19 protein-coding genes and 1 tRNA gene are annotated in these 21,310 nt (G+C 56.7%); 11 read left to right on the forward strand and 9 right to left on the reverse strand.

Annotation, left to right across the window (positions count from 1 at the left end; genetic code table 11):
• Positions 1-174 precede the first annotated feature (174 nt).
• Entirely contained in the window at positions 175-2,220 is a 2,046-nt protein-coding gene (locus tag HW561_RS05890) for an ASKHA domain-containing protein (RefSeq protein ID WP_176862667.1), read from the forward strand.
• A 298-nt stretch (positions 2,221-2,518) separates the two neighbouring features.
• Here the strand turns inward: HW561_RS05890 and HW561_RS05895 are convergent.
• The 6 genes from HW561_RS05895 to HW561_RS05920 form a co-directional block, all read right to left on the reverse strand.
• Positions 2,519-2,592 (reverse strand) — tRNA-Gly (locus tag HW561_RS05895).
• A gap of 70 nt (positions 2,593-2,662) precedes the next feature.
• Entirely contained in the window at positions 2,663-3,490 is an 828-nt protein-coding gene (locus HW561_RS05900; RefSeq protein ID WP_211198537.1) for a polyphosphate kinase 2 family protein, read from the reverse strand.
• A gap of 126 nt (positions 3,491-3,616) precedes the next feature.
• On the reverse strand, positions 3,617-4,678 hold the full coding sequence (locus HW561_RS05905) for a methyltetrahydrofolate cobalamin methyltransferase (protein ID WP_176862669.1): 1,062 nt from the start codon (positions 4,676-4,678) through the stop codon (positions 3,617-3,619).
• Between the two features lie 9 nt (positions 4,679-4,687).
• Positions 4,688-5,614: a methylenetetrahydrofolate reductase gene (locus HW561_RS05910; RefSeq protein WP_176862671.1), complete on the reverse strand. Its 927-nt coding sequence runs from the start codon at positions 5,612-5,614 to the stop codon at positions 4,688-4,690.
• Positions 5,615-5,640: 26 nt separating this feature from the next.
• Positions 5,641-5,937: a virulence factor gene (locus tag HW561_RS05915; RefSeq protein WP_176862673.1), complete on the reverse strand. Its 297-nt coding sequence runs from the start codon at positions 5,935-5,937 to the stop codon at positions 5,641-5,643.
• Positions 5,938-6,186: 249 nt separating this feature from the next.
• The gene (locus tag HW561_RS05920) at positions 6,187-8,073 is read right to left on the reverse strand and encodes a PhoX family protein (protein ID WP_176862675.1); all 1,887 of its coding nucleotides are present in this window, start codon (positions 8,071-8,073) and stop codon (positions 6,187-6,189) included.
• Positions 8,074-8,253: 180 nt separating this feature from the next.
• Between HW561_RS05920 and HW561_RS05925 the strand changes: the two genes are divergently transcribed.
• Genes HW561_RS05925 through HW561_RS05935 form a run of 3 tightly spaced genes read left to right on the forward strand, consistent with a single transcriptional unit; the run spans position 8,254 to position 10,481 of the window.
• Entirely contained in the window at positions 8,254-9,366 is a 1,113-nt protein-coding gene (locus HW561_RS05925; RefSeq protein ID WP_176862677.1) for a Ppx/GppA phosphatase family protein, read from the forward strand.
• Positions 9,367-9,375: 9 nt separating this feature from the next.
• Positions 9,376-9,711 carry a hypothetical protein gene (locus tag HW561_RS05930; RefSeq protein WP_176862678.1) on the forward strand — a complete coding sequence of 112 codons (336 nt, stop codon included), beginning with the start codon at positions 9,376-9,378 and terminating at the stop codon, positions 9,709-9,711.
• A gap of 53 nt (positions 9,712-9,764) precedes the next feature.
• Positions 9,765-10,481, forward strand: coding sequence for an RlmE family RNA methyltransferase (locus HW561_RS05935; RefSeq protein WP_176862680.1), 717 nt, complete (start codon positions 9,765-9,767; stop codon positions 10,479-10,481).
• A gap of 2 nt (positions 10,482-10,483) precedes the next feature.
• Here HW561_RS05935 and HW561_RS05940 read toward each other — a convergent pair whose 3' ends face one another.
• The 3 genes from HW561_RS05940 to HW561_RS05950 all read right to left on the reverse strand — a co-directional run bounded on the left by HW561_RS05940 (position 10,484) and on the right by HW561_RS05950 (position 13,533).
• On the reverse strand, positions 10,484-10,669 hold the full coding sequence (locus tag HW561_RS05940; RefSeq protein ID WP_176862682.1) for a hypothetical protein: 186 nt from the start codon (positions 10,667-10,669) through the stop codon (positions 10,484-10,486).
• Positions 10,670-10,768: 99 nt separating this feature from the next.
• A complete protein-coding gene (locus tag HW561_RS05945; RefSeq protein ID WP_176862684.1) occupies positions 10,769-12,670 on the reverse strand; it encodes a cytochrome c3 family protein in 1,902 nt (633 codons plus the stop codon).
• On the reverse strand, positions 12,667-13,533 hold the full coding sequence (locus HW561_RS05950) for a YihY/virulence factor BrkB family protein (RefSeq protein WP_176862686.1): 867 nt from the start codon (positions 13,531-13,533) through the stop codon (positions 12,667-12,669). The genes HW561_RS05945 and HW561_RS05950 overlap by 4 nt, the downstream gene beginning before the upstream one ends.
• Positions 13,534-13,705: 172 nt before the next feature.
• On the opposite strand from HW561_RS05950, the gene HW561_RS05955 reads away from it, so the two are divergent.
• From HW561_RS05955 to HW561_RS05985, 7 genes are all read left to right on the forward strand, one after another.
• Positions 13,706-14,791: an AI-2E family transporter gene (locus HW561_RS05955; protein ID WP_176862688.1), complete on the forward strand. Its 1,086-nt coding sequence runs from the start codon at positions 13,706-13,708 to the stop codon at positions 14,789-14,791.
• A 399-nt stretch (positions 14,792-15,190) separates the two neighbouring features.
• The gene (locus tag HW561_RS05960; RefSeq protein WP_176862690.1) at positions 15,191-16,168 is read left to right on the forward strand and encodes an AAA family ATPase; all 978 of its coding nucleotides are present in this window, start codon (positions 15,191-15,193) and stop codon (positions 16,166-16,168) included.
• Positions 16,169-16,184: 16 nt separating this feature from the next.
• Positions 16,185-17,132, forward strand: a complete 948-nt coding sequence (locus HW561_RS05965; RefSeq protein WP_328803257.1) for a DUF58 domain-containing protein — start codon at positions 16,185-16,187, stop codon at positions 17,130-17,132.
• On the forward strand, positions 17,129-17,602 hold the full coding sequence (locus HW561_RS05970; protein ID WP_176862692.1) for a DUF4381 domain-containing protein: 474 nt from the start codon (positions 17,129-17,131) through the stop codon (positions 17,600-17,602). Before HW561_RS05965 ends, HW561_RS05970 begins: the two co-directional genes overlap by 4 nt.
• Entirely contained in the window at positions 17,602-18,585 is a 984-nt protein-coding gene (locus HW561_RS05975; protein WP_176862694.1) for a vWA domain-containing protein, read from the forward strand. The genes HW561_RS05970 and HW561_RS05975 overlap by 1 nt, the downstream gene beginning before the upstream one ends.
• A complete protein-coding gene (locus HW561_RS05980) occupies positions 18,582-20,087 on the forward strand; it encodes a VWA domain-containing protein (protein WP_176862696.1) in 1,506 nt (501 codons plus the stop codon). Before HW561_RS05975 ends, HW561_RS05980 begins: the two co-directional genes overlap by 4 nt.
• On the forward strand, positions 20,084-21,310 hold the full coding sequence (locus HW561_RS05985) for a BatD family protein (RefSeq protein ID WP_176862698.1): 1,227 nt from the start codon (positions 20,084-20,086) through the stop codon (positions 21,308-21,310). Before HW561_RS05980 ends, HW561_RS05985 begins: the two co-directional genes overlap by 4 nt.

A 21,310-nucleotide genomic window follows, 5' to 3' on the forward strand; every position in this document is an offset into this window, starting at 1 on the left:
CATGGATTGCCCCTAAGTAAAAGCCCCAGAACCCAAGTTGTTGATCCATGTGGGACAATGGCGCGCCCCAAAACGACGCAACCTGTCCAAAACGTGCCGCTGAATGCCCTTTCCCTTTGCCCGCAAACCCATATGTTGCCCGGCATACGCGCGAACACAAAAGGCAGGCCGTTCATGACCACCGACCCCCTTGTCGTCTTCACTCCTTCGGGCAAACGTGGGCATTTTCCCGCTGGTACACCGATTCTGACCGCAGCCCGACAATTGGGCGTCGATCTGGATTCGGTCTGCGGCGGGCGTGGGATTTGTTCCAAATGTCAGATCACACCCAGCTACGGCGAATTCCCAAAGCACGGCGTGACGGTTGCCGAAGGTGCCCTGAGTGAATGGAACGCGGTCGAACAACGCTATGACGACAAACGCGGATTGAAGCCGGGCCGCAGGCTGGGTTGTCAGGCCACGGTGCAAGGTGATGTCGTCATTGACGTGCCACCTGAAAGTCAGGTTCACCGTCAGGTCGTGCGCAAGGCCGCAGCCGCGCGCGCAATCACGATGGATCCGGCGACCCGCCTTTTCTTTGTCGTCGTCGAGGAGCCCGACATGCATTCGCCCACCGGCGATCTGGAGCGGTTGGAGCGCGCTCTGCGCGAACAGTGGAACATCGACGCTGTCACAGCCGATCTGTCCCTGATGTCCAAGCTGCAACCTGCGCTGCGCAAGGGAAAATGGGAAGTTACGGTCGCCGTACACAAGGGTCACAAAGATACCGTAGCCCGAGTTGTAGAGATCTGGCCAGGACTGCATGAAAGCGGGTTGTATGGGCTGGCAATCGACCTTGGTTCAACCACAATTGCGGCACACCTGACCGATTTGGAAACTGGCGAAGTCAAGGCGTCCTCGGGCCTCATGAACCCACAAATCCGCTTTGGCGAAGACCTCATGAGCCGGGTTTCATACTCGATGATGAACCCCGGTGGCGATAAGGAAATGACCAGAGCGGTGCGCGAAGCGATCAATGACCTGATCACCACAATCTCGGACGAGGCCGGGATTGACGCAGCGCTGATCGTCGAAACGGTGTTCGTGTGCAATCCGGTTATGCACCACCTTTTGCTGGGTCTCGACCCGGTGGAACTGGGTCAGGCACCGTTTGCGCTGGCCACATCCGAAAGCATGTCCCTGCCCGCGCGTGAGCTGGATTTGACCAATATGAATCCACGCGCCCAAGTTTATATCCTGCCCTGTATTGCCGGTCACGTCGGAGCGGATTGCGCAGCCGTAGCCCTGTCTGAAGAGCCCGGAAAATCCGAGGATCTGGTTCTCATCGTTGATGTCGGCACCAATGCTGAAATCCTTCTGGGCAACACTACCCGCGTGTTGGCGTGTTCCTCACCCACCGGTCCCGCGTTTGAAGGGGCCCAGATCAGCTCGGGCCAACGCGCCGCCCCCGGCGCGATCGAACGGATCGAGATCGATCCCGTCACCAAGGAACCCCGTTTCCGCATCATCGGATCTGACCATTGGTCGGACGAAGACGGGTTCGACAAGGATATCGCCACCACTGGTATCACCGGAATTTGTGGCTCGGGCATTATCGAAGCGGTGGCTGAAATGCGCATCGCGGGTCTGCTGGATGAAAGCGGCCTGATCGGGTCGGCCGAGCAAACCGGAACAATCCGCTGCGTGCCCGAAGGGCGCACCCATGCCTATATGATCCACGACTCCAGCGCCGAGGGAGGCCCGCGCATCACCGTCACCCAAGGCGACATCCGCGCCATTCAACTGGCGAAATCCGCATTGTATGCGGGCGCGCGCCTGCTGATGGACGAGATGGAGGTGGACACGGTCGATCGCATCGTTCTGGCCGGAGCATTCGGGGCGCATATTTCTACCAAGCACGCAATGGTGCTGGGCATGATCCCGGACGCGCCGCTGGACAAGGTCAGCAGCGCGGGCAACGCAGCCGGAACTGGTGCGCGGATTGCCTTGTGCAATATTGCGGCACGGTCTGAAATCGAACGAGTGGTGCGTGAAATCACCAAGGTCGAAACCGCCATCGAACCGAAATTCCAGGACCATTTCGTCGCCGCCAACGCGATTCCGCACAAAACCGATCCGTTCCCCGAATTGAGTCAGGTTGTCACCCTGCCGAACCCGAGCTTCAACACCGGCGGAGAGTCTCAGGCGGGCTCTGGACGCCGTCGCCGTCGCCGGGGTTGAGACCTGGAACAACTCCGAGCTCGCGACCCGAAACATCAATCCGGGTCGTGACTGCTACCAGAGACACAAATCGGTCTGTTGCCCGTCAAACTCCGTGGATTCAGCTTTAACTTGATCCAGATTCTCCAAAGACTTGTCCGCTGGAATGATGGTAAATTCAGCCCGTTGCCTTGGCGTGATTTTACCAAGCCACCCTCCCTGCGCTAATTGCGCTGGGAAACTGTGTTATGGAGGGATGGACGAAGTGACAGTGTTAACTTCTGCCAACTTGGGCAGCATCCGATTGCATCGGAAAGGTTGGAGCGGGTAGCGGGAATCGAACCCGCGCGTTCAGCTTGGGAAGCTGACAGGCTACCATTACATCATACCCGCCGCGCTGTTGTGAATAGCACCGCCATTCGGCAAGGATCAAGCGGGTTTGGTCAGGGGACGTTGGAAAATGTCACTCGGTCCGTGCGCGTAGGCTATCGATCAGCGATTGATCCACATCCAGCGCCTTGTCCGCTGCATCCAATGTCTGGCGATCCAGATGTTGAGGATTCAGATCGACGTCCTTGGAAAGAGCATCAACAACGGCGCTCATCGCCTTGATACGCGCATATTTTTTGTTGTTTGCCGGAATTACATGCCAAGGCGCTTTTTTGGTCGACGTTCGGGCCAGCATCTCGTCCACAGCAATTTCAGCGTCGCCCCATTTCTCGCGATTACGAAAATCCTCGTAAGTCAGCTTCCAACGTTTCAGTGGGTTTGTGAGACGCTCGGTGAACCGTCGCATTTGCTCGTCCGGTGAGATGTGGAAAAACAGCTTAACAATCCGCGTTCCGTCATCCACCAGCATGCGCTCGAAATCATTGATTTCCTGATAGGCGGCGCGCCATCTCTTTTCGGGGGTAAGCTTTTCGATCCGCTCGACCAGAACCCGGCCATACCAGCTGCGATCAAACGCCGAAATCGCCCCCGAAGGCGGCAGGCGTTCCCAAAACCGAAGCAGGTAATGACGGTTGAGGTAATAATTTCGGGGTGCCCCGATGGGCCAAACCTTAAAGCTGCGCGGGTCCAGCGCCTGACTGATCCGGCGGATGGTGCCTCCCTTACCCGCTGCATCCCAACCTTCGAATACGATCACGCCCTTTAGTTCATGAAACAAAAAGGCCTGCTGGATTTGGGCTAGTTTGGCTTGCAGCTCTGCAAGCTGGTCGAAATACTCTCGTTTCGCCAACCGTTGTGTCAGGTCTGTATCCGCAAGGTTCGGAGGGTGATGTTTGGTCATGAACGCACCTGATCGCAGCTTCTCGGGTCAGGTTATCCTGCGTTATTGACAGAAAACTGCCTTGATCAGTGTCAAACGAGAAAGGCCGGGCGTTACACCCGGCCTTCTAACAAGATCTATTCTGGATCAGGCGCGACGACGGCGACCACCGCCGCGACGACCACCCGCGGCCCCTTCTGCCCCGGCTTCGCTGGGTGCTTTGTTGAATTTGATCCAAGCCCCCCCATGCGGGTCGTTGTTGGTCAGCAGGTTGGCGGCGCGGATGGCTTCCATCTCTTTCCCGGCGCGCGGCAGGGTCGAGCCCAGACCAAACAGCTGGCAGAAGGTTTCGTCATCCATGTCCGCAGGCAGGATAATCCCTTTTGCTTCAACCTCGGCCTTTTTCTCGGCCAGTTTCTTGGGACCAACTGGCAACGCAACCGGGTTCATGATCGCCGAAGTCATGCCAGCACCCATTGCCATCGGCAAGAAGGCGTTGTTGATGCCGTGGCGGTTCGGCAGGCCAAACGACACGTTGGAGGCGCCACAGGTGGTGTTTACGCCCAACTCTTCGCGCAAACGACGAACCAAAGCAAACACCTGCTGTCCTGCTGTTGCCATCGCACCGATAGGCATCACCAGCGGGTCAACCACGATGTCATGCGCGGGGATGCCAAAATCGGCAGCACGTTCGACGATCTTCTTGGCGACTTCGAACCTCACATTGGGATCTTCGGAAATGCCCGTGTCGTCATTCGAGATCGCAACAACCGGCACGTTGTACTTCTTGACCAGTGGCAGAACCAGTTCCAGACGATCTTCCTCACCAGTGACCGAGTTCAGCAACGGACGGCCTTCGGCAGTCGCAAGACCAGCCTCCAGCGCACCGGGCACCGAGCTGTCGATGCACAGCGGCACGTCGACCAGCCCCTGCACCATTTCGACGATCTTGGTCATCAGTGGTGGCTCGGTCTCGTTCGGGTTCGGGTTCGAGTTGTAGACAACGCCCGCGTTGATATCCAGAACGGTGGCCCCTGCAGCAACCTGTGCCAACGCATCTTTCTCAACGGTCGAGAAATCGCCGGCCTCAAGCTCGGCGGCCAGTTTCTTGCGACCGGTCGGGTTGATCCGCTCACCGATCACGCAGAACGGTTCGTCAAAACCAAGGACGGCGGTTTTTGTTTTTGATTCTACGACTGTACGGGTCATGTCCGTTCCTTAGGAGTTTACAGGCTGTGCCGAAGCGCCGCCGTTATTGATGGCCCAGTTGGCGTTGGTCTTGATGCCGCCAAGCGGGAAGAAATGCACGTTGGTGATGTTGAAATCCGGGTTGGCCGCCTTGTGGTTGGCCAGTTCAGTAACAACATCTGTCGGCTCATAAGGCAACAGCAGTTTGGAGACGTCCATGGCACGCTTTTGCAGCACTTTCAGCGACGGACCAACGCCACAGGCGATGGCGAATTTGATCAGGGTCTGCAGCTTGGCCGGACCCGCGATGCCGATATGGATCGGCAGGTCGATGCCGGCCTCCTTCAGGCTGTCAGCCCAGGCGATGATCGGTTTGGCATCAAATGCGAACTGCGTGGCCAGTGCCATTTCGGCATCGGTGGTTTCGTTGAACTTCTGTTTCCAGCGCAGCGCATCCGCCACGTTCTTGGTGGAACCGTCGGGATCAATGTCCTTGTTGCCTTCGGGATGACCCGCAACATGCAGACGTTTGAAACCCGCTTTGTCGAACAAACCGCTTTCCAGCAACTGCATCGAGCTGTCGAAATCACCATGCGGTTTTGCAACGCCACCGGCCAACAGCAGCGCCTGATCAACACCTGCTTCGCCCTGATACATGGAAATCCAGTTTTCCAGCGTCGCGGCATCGTTGATGATCCGTGCCGGGAAATGCGGCATCACCGGATAGCCCTCATCCGCGATACGCTTGGCCGTCTTGACCATCTCTTCGATCGGAGTGCCTTCGATATGGGCGATGTAGACGCGGGTGCCTTCAGGCAGCAGCGCACGGAAATCTTCGACCTTTTCGGCGGTACGCGGCATCACCTCGATCGAATAGCCCTGCAAAAAGGCTTCGACGGTCGGGTTTACCGGGGCCTTTTCAGCCGCATCACGTTTCTTGAAGTTCAGCAAAGCCATTGCGGCCTCCCATAGCTGTCTCGGGCTCATGCCCAACCGTCATTGGCGATCAGGGTCTTGATGCGATCCTGATCGTATTCCGTTTCCAGACGCACGGCTTGAGCCTCGGCAATCTCGGCTGGGTCGCCCTCGACTGCATAAGGTGCGGCCTTGCGCCATTCGGCCAGGTAGGCATCACTGTCCTTGGCATTTACCTTCATGGCTGCCCGGTCGATCGCTTGCTCGAACCGTTCTTCCAACTGCCGCTTGGCCCCGCGTCGGCCTTTGCCAACGATGACCTGAGCGGGAATATCGCGCCAATATACGATGGTGACGTCCGGCATCGCTATGATTCCTCCTAACCAGATGGGCTGGTTCTAAACTTCAATGTGGGCTCGGGTCGGTCGAATTTCGACACCCGACGCTTTTTCAGCGACGTTTTTGACCGCTACGGCATTCCGGGCCTTTTAGCCAATTCCCGAGTGAAAGCGCATATCAAAATTCTCAACGTCTCTATGAAAGTGGCGCATAAACGACGAAAGCCCCGGACAGCATCTGCCGTCCGGGGCCGTTTTCTTCAGGGTCGAACGGATTTAGCCGACCAGGCCGCCATCCTCACGTGTGATCGCGATGATGGCAGAACGCGGAACCGCATCGCCCCCTTCGGGCCAGTGACTGTTGCCATCCTCGCCCGGGTGTTGGATGCCGACAAACATGGTCCGGCGATCAGGCGACCAGCTGAGGCCAGTGATTTCGCATTCCTTCGGACCAACCAGAAAGCGGCGGATTTCACCGGTGACCGGATCGCCTGCCAGCATCTGGTTGTTGCCCTGCCCGGCAAAGTCACCCTCATTCGAGTATTTGCCGTCCGTCTGGATCCACAGCAACCCATTGCTGTCGAATTTCAGCCCGTCAGGCGAGTTGAACATGTTGTCCGCATTCACGTTCTCTGATCCGGCATAGACGTCCTGATGAACGGTGGGGTTACCTGCCAGAACATACAGATCCCAGCCAAAGCCTGCGGCAGTGTGATCACCTCCGTCAGGATGCCAACGCACGATCTGACCATAGTTGTTGGCTTGACGCGGATTAGGACCGGCGGCAGGGGTTTCGTCCCCTCCGGCATTGGGCTTGACGCCACGGTTCTTGTTGTTGGTCAGGCAGCAGTAAACCTCGGGTGCGCTCGGGTTCGCAGCCACCCACTCTGGACGATCCATTGTGGTCGCACCAACAACTGACGCAGCCTGCCGGGTGTGGATGCTGATCTCGGCCTGCGACGCCAGGCCGGTGGTCTCGGGCGTCAGCGCCAGCCATTCGCCAGTGCCATCCTCGTTGAATTTGGCCACAGACAAAGTCCCGTTTTCAAGCAAGGCGTTGGTATCCACGCCAGCCGCATAAACGCCATCCGAAACGAAGCGGTACAGGAACTCGCCCCGCTCATCGTCACCCATGTAAACCACGATACGGCCATCGTTGTTGACTACGGTTTCCGCATTCTCATGCTTGAAACGCCCCAGAGCGGTCAACTTGCGCGGGGTCGAGGTCGGATCAGTCGGGTCGATCTCAACAACATAGCCGTTCCGGTTCGACTCATTGGGGTTTTTGGCAACATCGAAACGCTCGTCGATCCGGGCCCAGTCATAGCCCCAGTCGCTGGCCGAAATGCCATAGCGTTTCAATTCCGGGCTTACTTCGTGATTCTCATCTTCGGCCGAGTAGTAACCGTTGAAATTTTCTTCGCACGCCAGATATGTACCCCACGGTGTTATTCCGTTGCCGCAATTATTCCAGGTCCCCTTGGACGTGGTACCCGTTGGATCGGCCGCGGTTTTCAACAGGTCGTGCCCGGCAGCAGGACCAGTCAAGCTCATGTCTGTCTGCGGAGTGATACGCCGATTGTACGGGCTGTCTTTGACGATTCTCCATTTGCCATCAGTATTGGCGATTTCAACGATGGAAACACCGTGTGCCATCATGCCCTTGGCGACATCATCGTCGGACACCGCTTTGGCGTCAGGATTGTTACCCCAGAGTATGTCCCGATTGGTGTATTCGTTGTTGACCACCAACAGCGTATGCCCGTCGTGATAGAACACATCCTGCCCGTCAGTATTGTCGCCGAATGCACGTTTCTGACTGGCAGCAGAACCCCGGGTTGTGTGGTCGAATTCAGGCACATCGGACCAGAGCGGATCGCCCCAACGCACCATAACCTCGACCTTGTATCCCGCTGGCACCATCACGTCATCAGCGGTCGAGGTGGGAATGCTATCGAACGCAAAACGGTTAGCCGCAGCGCGGGCGCCGGTCGGCAGAATCGAACCACCCACCGCAGCAAAGCTGCCCATGGCCAGAACACCCCCTATGAAACCGCGACGCGACAAGGCGCGGTCCACCACGCGGTCAAACTCGCATTCTTCTGGTCGCGGATTTACGATTTCGTCGAATTCATCAAAAGAAAGAGTGCGCTCATCATTCATGGCAGGCTCCGTATCTGGCTGTAATCTTGCAGAGAATCCCGTACCGGGTTCCGACCGATGAGGTCGCACCTTAGTATGACCCCCTTGTGACAGTCGCGTTAGTTTCAAAATTGAATTCCCTTGCACGCCGGCGAAGCCCCGCCTAGGGTCAAGGTAACTCGAAAATCGGAGGGCGTAACGATGGCGCCCAAGCGTCCCAAAGGTGCGGGCGCGCTCCCGAAAGCGGTCGAAAGCCCCGCGCCGGCAAGACCCGATCCAGATGCGTTGTATGCGGCGCTGGATTTGGGGACAAATAGCTGCCGCATGTTGATAGCGCAGCCCAAGGGCAGCGGATTTCATGTGGTAGACAGCTTCTCCAAGTCCGTGCAGTTGGGTGCCGGGCTGGAACGGACCGGACGGTTGTCGCGGGCCTCGATGGCGCGTACCGTTCAGGCCCTTCGCATCTGCCAGCAAAAGCTGAAACGCAACAAGGTCAAACGGATGCGTCTGATCGCGACCGAAGCGTGTCGGCGGGCCAAGAACTCCCGTGAATTCATCCGACAGGTCAAGCGTGAGACTGGTCTGACACTCGACATCATTCAGCCCGAGGAAGAGGCCCGTTTGGCGGTAATCTCGTGCGCGCCGCTGGTTTCGACCAAGACCGAACAGTTGCTGGTGGTCGACATCGGTGGCGGCTCGACTGAACTGGTCTGGATCGATATCTCGTCCCTTCCGCGCCGTGACAGGCCAGCGGCGATTATGCGATTGCACAACGGCTTTCACACGGCAGACAGCCCCTTTCCGGCCGCCAAGGTGGTGGATTGGATCAGTGTCCCATTGGGCGTCGCAACGTTGCGGGATCAGTTCAATGACGTCGAAGACGACTCGGCCCGGTTCGCCCTTATGAGTTGGTTTTTTGAGGAGAATCTGGCCGATTTCGCCCCATACAAGGACGAGCAGGCACGCGAAGGGTTTCAAATCGTTGGAACCAGCGGAACCGTTACCACGGTCGCCGCCTCGCATCTGGGGTTGAAACGCTATGACCGGACCAAAGTGGACGGGCTGCGCATGACCAGCGATCAGATCGACAAGGTCATCCGTGGTTATCTGGAACTCGGCCCTCAGGGTCGGCGCCGTGATCCGCGTATCGGTGATGACCGACAGGCCCTGATCATGTCCGGATCGGCGATTTTGCAGGCGTTGTTGCGCTGCTGGCCCACCGACCGCCTTTCGGTGGCGGACCGAGGGCTGCGCGAGGGCTTGCTGTATGCGCAGATGAGCGCGGATGGCGTGTTGGAAGACGGACCATTCTGAGCTGTCGCCATGCCGATATCCACCATTGCCATCGCTTACTGTTCCGGAACAGCCGCCACCGCGGTCTGCACGCTTGAGGCAGCGGGGTTTGATGTGTTCTGCCCGGGATTTCACACCTTGAATACGCTGCCCCATTACGCACTGGCTTTTGGCGGCATACCAATTGGTGTTCCCAATAAGCAGGCCGCCGATGCGTGCGATCTTTTGCACAGTTTTTCTGGCGATCAAACACACAGTGCCTCGACCGTATCCAGTGCCTTGAACGGTCTTGGATGGCTGACTTTCGGCGTTTCTTCGCCTTGGCTCGATCTTGTTATCCGGGAAGACGCCCTGTCCGCAGCTTGATACATGGCCCGTCAGGCGGTATGGACCAAAACAGCTTTCAGGAGATCAATCGCATGGCAAAGACCCCGAGCGGAAAAAACACCTCGGGCCGCGGGCAGCGCGACCTGAAGGTTCAGGTCAAGACTGCGCGTGGGCGCAAGCTCAGCTCGACGCGCTGGTTGCAACGGCAGTTGAACGATCCTTACGTCAAACGGGCGCAAACCGAAGGCTATCGCGGGCGTGCAGCGTTCAAGATACTTGAGGTCGATGAGAAGTTTCGATTTCTGGTGCCGGGCGCGCGCGTGGTCGATCTGGGATGTGCGCCGGGCGGCTGGTGTCAGGTGGCAGTCAAACGCGTCAACGCGCTGGGCGAAAAATCCGGCAAGAAGATCGGCACTGTTCTGGGTATCGATCTGCAAGAGGTCGAGCCGATCGCCGGTGCGGACATCCATGTTCTTGATTTTCTGGAAGACGACGCCGATGAACAGGTCAAGGAATGGCTCGACGGCAAGGCCGATGTGGTAATGTCGGACATGGCCGCGTCCTCATCCGGGCATAAACAGACCGACCATCTGCGCATCATGACATTGTGCGAAGCGGCTGCTTATTTCTCATTCGATGTGCTGGTAGAAGGCGGGACATTTGTGGCCAAAGTGTTGGCCGGTGGTGCCGAAGGCGACCTGCAAAAACTGCTGAAACAGAAATTCGACAAGGTGGCGAATGTGAAGCCACCTGCGTCGCGGTCCGACAGCTCCGAGAAATTCGTCGTCGCAACCGGGTTTCGCGGCTGAGGTTAGTCTTCGAGTGCGATCCGATCTTCTGTCAGGCGTTGTTCACGCAAGGATGCAGCAGCCATCCCTTGCAGCAACAATGCCTCGCCGTGGTTCAAATCTACCGGTTTTTTGGCGCGCAATTCCGCGATACGTCGTTCCAACGGGACATATTTGACCAGCGGCTGCTTTTTCGAATTTTTCGACATGGGTCACCTTTACTGAACATCGGACCAACGGCCCTGCCCTTGGATGTACTGCCGAAATTTGCCGGGAAGATGGCCCAATGCGGGCACACTCATGCCGTGTCAGGGACCAAGCTGCGCCGAAAACTGCAACAGCGCCGGATCCTGTGGCAGCCGCTTCAGCCCTTCACGCACCACTTCGCGTGCAGCGTCCGGGCCACGGTTAATCTGTGCCAGTTGCACCAACATGGGCCAGGCTTCGGCTCGCTGTGGGTCCAACGTAACGACTTCGCGGAATGCGTGTTCGGCGGCCTGCGGGTTGCGGAAAGTCAGCGCCATACCACCCAGAACAAGGTGCGTTTCCGGAAAATCCAACCTGTTAGAGATAGCGTTTTGCCAGTCCGCTAGACTTTGTCCCACCAAAGCCTGTTGCCTTTGCGTCAGCGCCTGCGACGGAATGTTCAAAAACTCTTTGGCTGCTTCGATACGCACATTGCGTATCGGGTCGGATAACAAAGGTTCCAGCCGTTTTACCTGATCAGGAAGGTTAGCTTGCCGCTGCAACGCCGCCGCATTTGCGCGGATCAATGGATCATCATCGCTGAGCAAAGACGCCGTCGCTGTCGCCAATTCTGGCGACCCGAAAGGTTGCAGAAGATAGGCAGCCGTCGCGCGGACAATACCCGCCTGTACTGGGTCGTTGGCCAATGCCAGCAATCCCTCGGGGCTGTCGGCCTGCCCCGCCATCGCTGGGGCGAAAACAGACCCATAAGGAGGGCCTCGATTGTTGGATTGCGGAAACCATCCCTGGATTTTCGTAGCCGCCCAATCTTGATCCTTATCCTCGTGGCAGTCGGTGCAGGCATCGCCCCCAAGGCCCAGATCAGGGCGCGGCACACGGAAGCTGTGGTCGCGTCGACCGTCCACACCCATATAGACCCGCTGGATCATGTGGCAGCTTTTGCACTGCGCGCCGTCGCTGTCTCCGGGATGACGGTGATGCGCAGAGGTGTCGTAGTCCTTGGCTGTCAAACTCGGGAAATCCGGATTACCCGCCGGAGAGTGGCATTGCGTGCAAATCCCGTTGCCCTCAGCCTTTAGCGTCGCGCTGTGCGGTTCGTGGCAGTTCATGCACCCGACGCCCTTGGCATACATTTTGGACTGCAGGAACGAGCCATACACATAAACCTCGTCCAGAATCTGCCCGTCTGGAGTGTAAAGACCAGGCCTAAGCAACGCGAGGTTATATGCGTCGTGATACGGGGTGCCGGGCAGCGGATTGCCATCCTCATGCGCTTCGCGGCGCGAGTGACAACCAGCACATTGTTGGATTTCTAACTCTGTCTGCCCCTTGCCCCAACTTGTAAGGAATCCAGTATCGCCTAAACCGTCCGCAACACCTTGCCCGGCGGTCCAGTCGATATGCGCGGATCCCGGCCCATGACAGGACTCGCACCCGACACCAATCTCGATTTGTTTCGAAGTGTAGGTCCGTGTCTCAGGGTCGTAGTTCTTTTCGAATCCTGTTGCGTGGCATTCCGCACAACGGGCGTTCCAGTTTTTATAAGGTCCGGTCCAGTGCAAGCCGTCATCGGGCGGCAGGTCCTGGTCCGGGTACAGGTGAAACCATCTTTTGTTTTCGGTATCCCAGACAACATCAAAACTCTGTAATCGGCCGGGTTCTGTTTCGAACAGGTATTGTTGCAAAGGTTCTATGCCAACAACCGAATGCACGTCGTATTCGGTCGTCACCCCGTCCTTTTCCGTGACGCGTGCGATATGATCTTCGGCCTCTTTCCGGAACGCAACAGACATGCCGTCATGTTCAAAACTCGTGCCATCGAAATCCGCGACAACCGAACCGTCACCAATATCGGTCCAGGCAAGAGCATGGTGGGACGCGGACCATGCAGCGGTTTCGTCCTGATGACAATCCGCACATTGCTCGGACCCGACATATCCCGGTGTCTGCGCTGCGGCACCCAGCGGTGCAACAATGCAAAATGCCAATATCAACCATTTCACGGGTTTTTCTCTTCGGGTTCACGGCTCAGATCCATCAGCGCACCATTGTATTCGGCCCCAAGAATAAGCATGGCCGCACAAAGATACAGAAAGATCAACGCAGCCATGGCCCCGGCCAGACCAGCGTAAGTGGCGCTGTAGGTGGCGAATTTGCCGATGTAGATGGAAAATGCCCACCCCCCGGCAGACCACAAAACCAAGGTTAGCAAAACGCCCGGAAGGATCTGCATCAGCCTGTGCCGACGCGTCGGCAGGATCAGATGCGCCAGCAACACCGTCACCGCCGGAACAGCCACCGTGAACGTCCATCTCAACCGATCACCCGAGAGCCAGTCTGCCACATCCATGTCAGTGTGCTCGGACACCAATTGGGTGTAGACCGGCAAGACCACTTCGACTGCGGCAATGGCAAGAATGGCTGCACCACCAAGAATGACCAGCGCCAAACACAGCAGCCGCGTTTTCCAAAAAGGCCAGCTGTCCTGATCGTGATAGGCTTGGTTCATCGCCACCCGCACCGCAGCAACACCGTTCGAGGCAAAATAGATCGCGAGCAAACCACCCAACGTGATGACGCCCGATCCCGATCCGGTAAGCACCGCACGCAGCTCGGCCACGATCGGGTCGGCGACATCCTTTGGCCAGGCGCCAAATATCAGATCGATCAGTTCATCGGTGACGTACCCCTGTGACAGCGTTCCCGCCAGGGCGACAGTGAACAGCACGAAGGGGAACAACGCCATCATCAGCGACATGGCAACATGGCTGCTCATGACAAACCCATTTTTGCCGTTAAAGCGGCGAATGGCCAGCCACAGCGCCTGCACTGGGCGGCCGAATGAGGGAATCGCATATCCGGTCATCCCTGAACCCTACCCTGCCTGCTACGGTCACAGAACCCGTTATGGATGTCATGGTGGCAAATAAAGACATCCAAATGACTGACCGCATTGCATAAACCTGCGGGGCTGTGCAGGATCGGGTCACGTTCACATCTTTTCTGGGTGGTGCTCCGCCCGCAACGCAGGCCTTTGAATGATCTCTGACCACCAAGACACCTCGGATCGCCGCCGACTTAGCCTGTCTGTGGTGCGGGACACTTGCATTGTCGCGACCTTGGTCGTGCTGGGCCTATATGCCGGGGCCGCGTTCCTGATTCCCTTGACCATGGCTTTGTTGGTCAACGTTCTGATCATCGCACTAAGCGACCGTGTCATAGCCGTGACGCGCGCGCCGGTGTGGATCGCCAATATCGCTGGTATCACCGTGGTTTTGGTGGGTTTGTTCATGATCATGTACGTCCTCGGCAGTCAGGCAACCCAGTTCGCGCGCTCGATCAACACTTATGAAAGTCAATTTGATGGCGCCGTTGAACGTATCACCGGGTTGGTGGGCAATGACGTGACCACCTTTATCCGTGATAATCTGGTCAGCATCGATATGTCCTATGTCGCCCGTATCCTTCTGGGCAGCGCAACGTCGCTGTTGAACCAGTTCTTTCTGATCAGCCTCTACGTGGCTTTCCTGATGGCCGAGCGTTTGGCCTTTCGCAAAAAGATCCAGCTGGCGGCTGGAAATCCTCAGACCGGGGCGGAATTCGCCTCGATGCTCGACGCGATTTCTTTCAGCCTGCAACGCTATGTCGGGGTGAAGACCTTTATCAGTCTGATTACGGCCAGCATCAGCTATGCCGTGTTTCGCACTCTGGGTCTGGAATATGCCGAGACCTGGGCGGTTCTGACTTTTGCACTGAATTTCATACCCTCAATCGGGTCGATCATAGCCGTGGTTTTTCCCGCGATGATCGCATTGGTGCAATTTGAAACCATCGGCCCGTTTCTGATTATCGTTCTGGGTTGTGGGACATTGCAATTTCTGATCGGCAACTTCCTTGACCCCGCCATGCTGGGGCGGTCGCTGAACATGTCCACCTTTCTGGTCATTCTGGCCCTGATGTTCTGGACCACAGTCTGGGGCCTGATCGGTGCGTTTCTCAGCGTCCCTTTAACAGTCTGTATCCTGATCGTCTTCAGCCACATTCCGGCCTTGCGCCCCATCGCCATTCTGATGTCATTGGACGGCAGACTGGATGAGGATGACCGCCCACAATCAGCCAGTTAGGCGCGGAAATACTCACTGCTCGTCCGATCAGAAATCCACTGAAATCCGGTCAGCGGCTATGGCCCTTGGTCCCTGGCGCGATTGTGGAGTGGTGTGTGGGCAACGTGAAACGGGTACGATATTCCTGAGGACGTGAGCCCGGACGCTCAATCCATTCCGGAGTGCCTGATCTGGAATCGGGCAACCGGAAAGCATCTCCCCAGCACTGGTCTGAAACACTGTGTGACACGCCAAACCACGGATCATTTCAGCCTAAGCTACGCGCTGACCCACGTTGGCTGACAGCACGGATTTCACAGTGGATTGGTGGTCACAACGCTGTTAACCTTCGATCATTACAGAACATTCCTGACCTCCAGCTCTCAACGCAGACCTTTGGCACCGAATGGATCGCGATAAATGAATGCACTTAATCAGATAAATGAACTCAAATCTCGAATGGGGCAAGCCATCATCGGGCAGTCCGAGGTGATTGACCGCCTGCTGATCGGGTTATTGGCCAACGGAAACCTGCTGATCGAAGGTCTGCCCGGTCTGGCCAAAACACGCGCCGTCAAGGCGATGGCACGCAATCTGGATGCCAATTTCAGCAGGATACAGTTTACGCCGGACCTGCTGCCATCTGACGTGACAGGCACCGAGGTGTTTCTACAAACCGACACGGGCAGCACGTTTCGGTTCGATCCCGGCCCGATCTTCGCCAACATCGTTCTCGCCGATGAAATCAACCGCGCGCCCGCCAAAGTTCAGGCATCCCTGTTGGAGGCTATGGAGGAACGGCAAGTCACCGTTTCCGGAACAACCCACAAGATGGACCCGTTGTTCACTGTGATGGCCACGCAAAACCCGATCGAACAGGAAGGCACCTATCCCCTGCCAGAGGCACAGATGGACCGTTTCCTGATGCATGTGCAGATCACATACCCACCAGTCGAAGATGAGGTCGAAGTCATCCGGCTGGTCCGAAATGAAGAGATCGCAACAACGGACGGTCAGACCACAGAGACACCCTTGCCGATCCCGCAAGACGCCGTTTTTGCCGCAAGATCACAGATCGGGAAAATTCACGTTTCAGACGCGATGGACCGTTACATGGCCGATCTGGTGCAGGCCACGCGAACGCCCGAAAAATACAGCGATGAACTTGCCGATTGGATCGAAATCGGCGCCAGCCCGCGCGCCTCGTTGGCGTTGGATAAATGTGGGCGAGCCCATGCGTGGATGAGTGAACGCGACTATGTGGACCCTGCCGATATTCGCGCCATCGCTCACGATGTGCTGAGGCACCGCATCACACTGAGTTTCGAAGCGCAGGGAAACGCCAAGACGGCAGACGACGTGATCGCGGAAATTCTGCGGCTCGTCGCGCTGCCCTGACTTGGGGGAGTGCTGCGTGCCCCGGACCACCGCATATCCCAGTGACCCACGCATTCATGTGGATGCGGATCACCTGTTGCGACTTGGCCCCATGTCCCGTGCCCTGAGCCTTTTGCCGCGTCAGCCTGCACGCTCGCTTCTAAACGGTCGACATGCCTCGCGCCTGCGTGGACGCGGGCTGAATTTCGAAGAGCTGCGCGGCTATCTGCCCGGCGACGATGTCAGAACAATCGACTGGAAAGTAACCGCGCGCACCGGATCACCCCATGTTAGGGTCTACACAGAAGAACGCGATCGCCCTGCCCTATTGCTGGTTGATCAGCGCGTTTCGATGTTTTTCGGAACCAAAGTTTACATGAAATCGGTCATCGCTGCCGAAGCTGCGGCGGTGGCCGCGCATCGCATTCTGGCTCAGGGTGATCGTGTGGGCGGCATTGTCTTTGGGGACACTGATATTGCCGAACACCGGCCTCAGCGCCGTGCCGTGGCCTTGACCCGGTTCCTGTCCTCTATCGGAGCACTGAACTGCAATTTGCATGCCGCTTTGCGCCCGGACCAGACGATCACCCTGAACACGGTTCTTAAACAAGCTGCGCGGCTTGTGCACACAAATGCCCTTGTCTGCGTATTTTCAGATTTCGATGGCTTGAATGACGCATCGGAGCCCCTGTTACGCAGAATATCCCAGTCGAATGATTTGATCCTGTTCGATATTTCTGACCCAAGCTCACGGGATTTGCCGCCAAATTTGAAATTGGCAGTATCAGACGGCGACAAGCAATTCGAAATAGACAGCTCGGATCCTGATTTGTCACATCGAATTCGCGCGGCGATGGAAAGCAGGCTGGCGCAACTGCAAATCTGGTCGCGTCGATACGGATTCCCGATCATCCCACTGACCACGGAAGAACCGGCTTTGGATCAGCTATTGCGTCAGTTCGGCCATATTGGAGGCCGCAGATGAGCGTGGACGTCGAAGGCGAGTCACTTGTTGAACTTCTGGACATGCTTAATTCTGCCCCCGTGCCGAGCCCGATTTCCATGACCCCGCAAACTTGGGGTTGGGTGATTTTGGCGACCGTACTGGCGTCTCTTGTTGCATTCGGGGTGTATCTGTTTCGACGACACCAAAAAGCAAACGCGTACAGACACTGCGCGTTATCAGAACTCGAAAGCGCGAACGATGATGCTGCGAAGATCGCTGACATACTTAGACGCACGGCGTTGGCTGCGTTTCCTAGGACGCAAGTTGCCGGGCTTTTTGGCGAGGATTGGTTGAGCTTTCTACGCCAGTCTTCTGGAAACATAAAATTTTCTGAAACCGCATGCCGATTTCTCCTCGAAGCGCCATACCGAGGTGGTCAATCAGATCCAGAATTGACCCAACTGGCGCGAAACTGGATCAAATCCCACAAGGTTGAGAGGAGATCTTAGTGTTTTCTTTCGCGGCCCCATGGGCATTTGCGCTGCTGCCTCTGCCATTTGTGGTGTACTGGATTGCTCCGCCTTATCGAGAAACAACCAGGTCAATCCGTATCCCGTTCTTTCGCCATGTCGCAAAAGCCGCTGCGGTTGAACCTAAATCAGGGTCAATCGTTCCCAGTCGGGCCAGATTTCAATCCATTGTCGTCACTCTGATCTGGCTACTTCTGGTGGCCGCCCTTGCCCGTCCGGAAAAGTTGGGTGATCCCGTGATCGTAGAAAACTCTGCCCGGGACGTCGTACTGGCGCTTGATATATCCGGGTCCATGGATCAGCGCGATTTTCAGACACCCGACGGCACGCCCAAACAGCGGTTGGCAGCGGTCAAAGACGTATTGCGGGGCTTCATCGCCGAGCGTCAGGGGGACCGCATGGCGTTAATTATCTTTGGAACCCGCGCTTTTGTTCAAGCTCCATTCACCGAAGATATGAACAGTCTGAACGGGTTTCTGGACCAGACAGCAGTTGGAATGGCTGGCCCAAACACGGCACTGGGTGATGCGATTGGCCTTGGCATCCGTACGTTTGAGGCAAGCGAGGTCGACCAACGCCTGATGATTGTCCTGAGTGACGGGGCCGACACGTCCAGCCGCATGACACCGGTCAATGCCTCGGCAATCGCGGCCGACAAAGGCGTTGTCATCTATACAATCGGTGTCGGAAATCCGGAGGCATCCGGCGAAGATCGCGTTGATCTGGATGCACTGAAAGAGATCGCAACCCGAACCGGAGGGGAATATTTCTTTGCTGATGACGAGGCCGCGCTGGTCGAGACCTACCAACGTATCGAGGAGTTGAATCCAAGGGTAGTCGAGACACAAAGCTACCGCCCACGCACCAGCCTTGCTCATTACCCTCTTGCACTGGTCCTCGTCCTGATACTGATCAGCGCGACAGGTCTGCATGTCACGCAGCACCGCAGGGGGTCGATATGATTGACGCTCTGACCGAATTTCATTTCCTTCGGGCAACCTGGCTGTTTTTGCTTGTTCCGATTGCGGTCCTTTGGTGGATGATCCGCCCAAGACCGCCCCGCCAGGCCGAGCTTCCTGCGGGCATTGCCCTCCATCTTAGTAAGGCACTGCAAATGGGGGAAAATGACAAACGTAGCCTGTACCCTATTGATATTGCGATGTTTGCCACGACATTGATCACTCTGGCGGTGGCTGGGCCAACGTGGTCTCGCGCCCCCAACCCTCTGGTTGCCGATCAGGCGCCGTTGGTCATCGCACTAAAAGTCACGAACAGTATGGACAACACAGATCTGGCACCGTCCAGGTTAGAGCGCGCGAAATTCAAAGTGACCGACCTGATCAACGCACGAGCGGGCGCAAGAACTGCTTTGATTGCTTATGCGGGCACATCCCATCGCGTTGCGCCGCTAACCGAAGATGCAAATATTCTACGCCCTTTGCTAGAGGGGCTTACGCCCGCGGTTATGCCAAAACAAGGGGACGCCGCGGCCGACGCTTTGGCACTCGCTCAATCCATTCTCGATGACGCGCAAACGCCCGGTTCTATCCTGTTTGTTCTGGACGACATCGATCCTTCGCAAGTGTCCGCGATTGAAAGCGCGACGTCGCAGGTGTTGTTCCTGACGATGCTCCCTTGTGGCCACCGGATTGTTCAGCTTGATAGCCTGAAAAATGCAGACGTTGTGCCCTTTGCCACCGATGATCACGATGTTTCCAAACTTCAGCGCCGGATTCAGACGGCATATACCGCCGCTCTTGACGATGACGACCGGCTTGACTGGCAGGACCAAGGCTGGCTGCTGGCGTGGCCCGCAGCCCTGTTTTCTCTGCTGTGGTTCCGACGCGGATGGGTGATCCGATGGGCATTTTTACTGTTGTTCGTTATGCAGCCATCCGGTCCGGTCCATGCCGAAGGGTGGCGGGATTGGTTCCTGACCCCGGATCAGCAAGGCCAGATCGCCATGAACCAAAAACGTTATGTCGAAGCGGCAGAATTGTTTATGGATCCCTATCACGAAGGCTACGCCCGCCTCAAAGCAGGTCAATATCCTGAGGCCGCTGATATCCTTGCCGGATTGGACACGCCTGAAGCCGCGTTTGCCGAAGGTATGGCCCGAATCCGAAACAGAGAATATCGGCCCGCGATTACCGCCTTTGAAACCGCATTGGAGCGCCGCCCCGATTGGCCCGAGGCGGAGCACAATCTGGAGGTCGCCAAGGCCGTTCTTGAATATGTCGAAACCACGCGCGAACAATCCGATACTGGTGAGGAAGCGGGCATTGGCGCAGATGACACCGTTTTTGACAATGATGCCAGTCGAGGTGAACAAACAACTGTTCAAACACAGACTGAAGGGGCTCAGCCCTTGACTGCAGATCAATGGATCACCGCAATTGACACGGATATGCAGGACTTCTTACGTAATAGGTTTCTCTTGGATAATCAGGAGAAAAATCAATGAGGTTTATCGCACTTCTCATGTATTTGTTGTGGCCGATGGCAATGTGGGCCCAGAGTTCGCCCACACCGTTGGTCACAGCCGATGTACCGACCGAAGAGGTCATTGCCGGACAACCCATTATTGTCCGCATCAAGGTTCTGGTTCCGACTTTCCTGCCATCCCCGCCTATTTTTCCGTCGCTTGAGCAGGAAAACCTGCTGGTCCGACTGCCCGAGCGCGCCTCAGGCCCTATCAGCGAAACGGTGAGTGGCGAAACGTGGTCTGGTGTTCAACGTAGCTATCGCCTTTATCCGCTCATTCCTGGTCAAATGGATTTGGGTGCTCAGAATGTCACTGTCACCTTCGCTGATCCCGAGACGAATGAACCAATGCAGGCAACAATTTCGTTACCTCCGATCACATTGAATGCCGTGGTGCCTGATGGCGCCCAAGGTCTTGACCCGCTTATCATCGCGACAGGATTTGAACTGACGCAAGAGGTCGAAGGTTCGACTGAAATGCAGACCGGTGGCGCAATCACGCGCCGTCTGACTGCCCAAATTTCCGGAACGACGCCGATCCTTGTTCCGGCATTAATACCGGAAAGTCAGGACCTACTGCTTCGACCCTATCCGAAAGAACCGCGTTTCACTGAGACCGAAGACCGCGGCATTCTGTCTGGTCAACGGGTTGATGAAGTCGTTTACCTTGCACAGGATGGCGGTCAAACTCAGTTGCCACCGATCTCAGTCGACTGGTACAATTTGACAACCGGACTGATTGAAACGGCTGCCATTGATCCGATTGAGTTGGTGCTTGCTCCACCAAAGTGGCAACCTCCAAACACAGAAACAATAATTAAAGCAACCGCTTGGATGATGATCCTTGCGCTGATTTTGTGGATCGCGCTGCGTGGGGGGATGCCCCGCTATCGTGCGTGGCACGATGCGCGGGTTGGGAAATACCGAGCGTCTGCTGAGTTTGCGATCCGAGAATTGCGACACGCACTGCAACAGCACGATCTTTCTGGCGCATATACCGCACTAGAAGCGTGGAAGGCCCGTAGTGGCCTGAACTCGGGCACTGGCATTCTTGAAGAACGATTGGCGCAAATCGGGGCAACGAAGTATTCAGCCTCGGATACCGGCACGGCTGCGGATTGGTCCGCGGCCGTTGCTGCACTGAAAATTCTTGGGCAAAGCCATCACAAACAGGATCAACCCCTTCCACCGCTCAATCCTTGA

This window comes from Ruegeria haliotis, from assembly GCF_013377785.1.
Classification (GTDB): Bacteria; Pseudomonadota; Alphaproteobacteria; order Rhodobacterales; family Rhodobacteraceae; genus Ruegeria; species Ruegeria haliotis.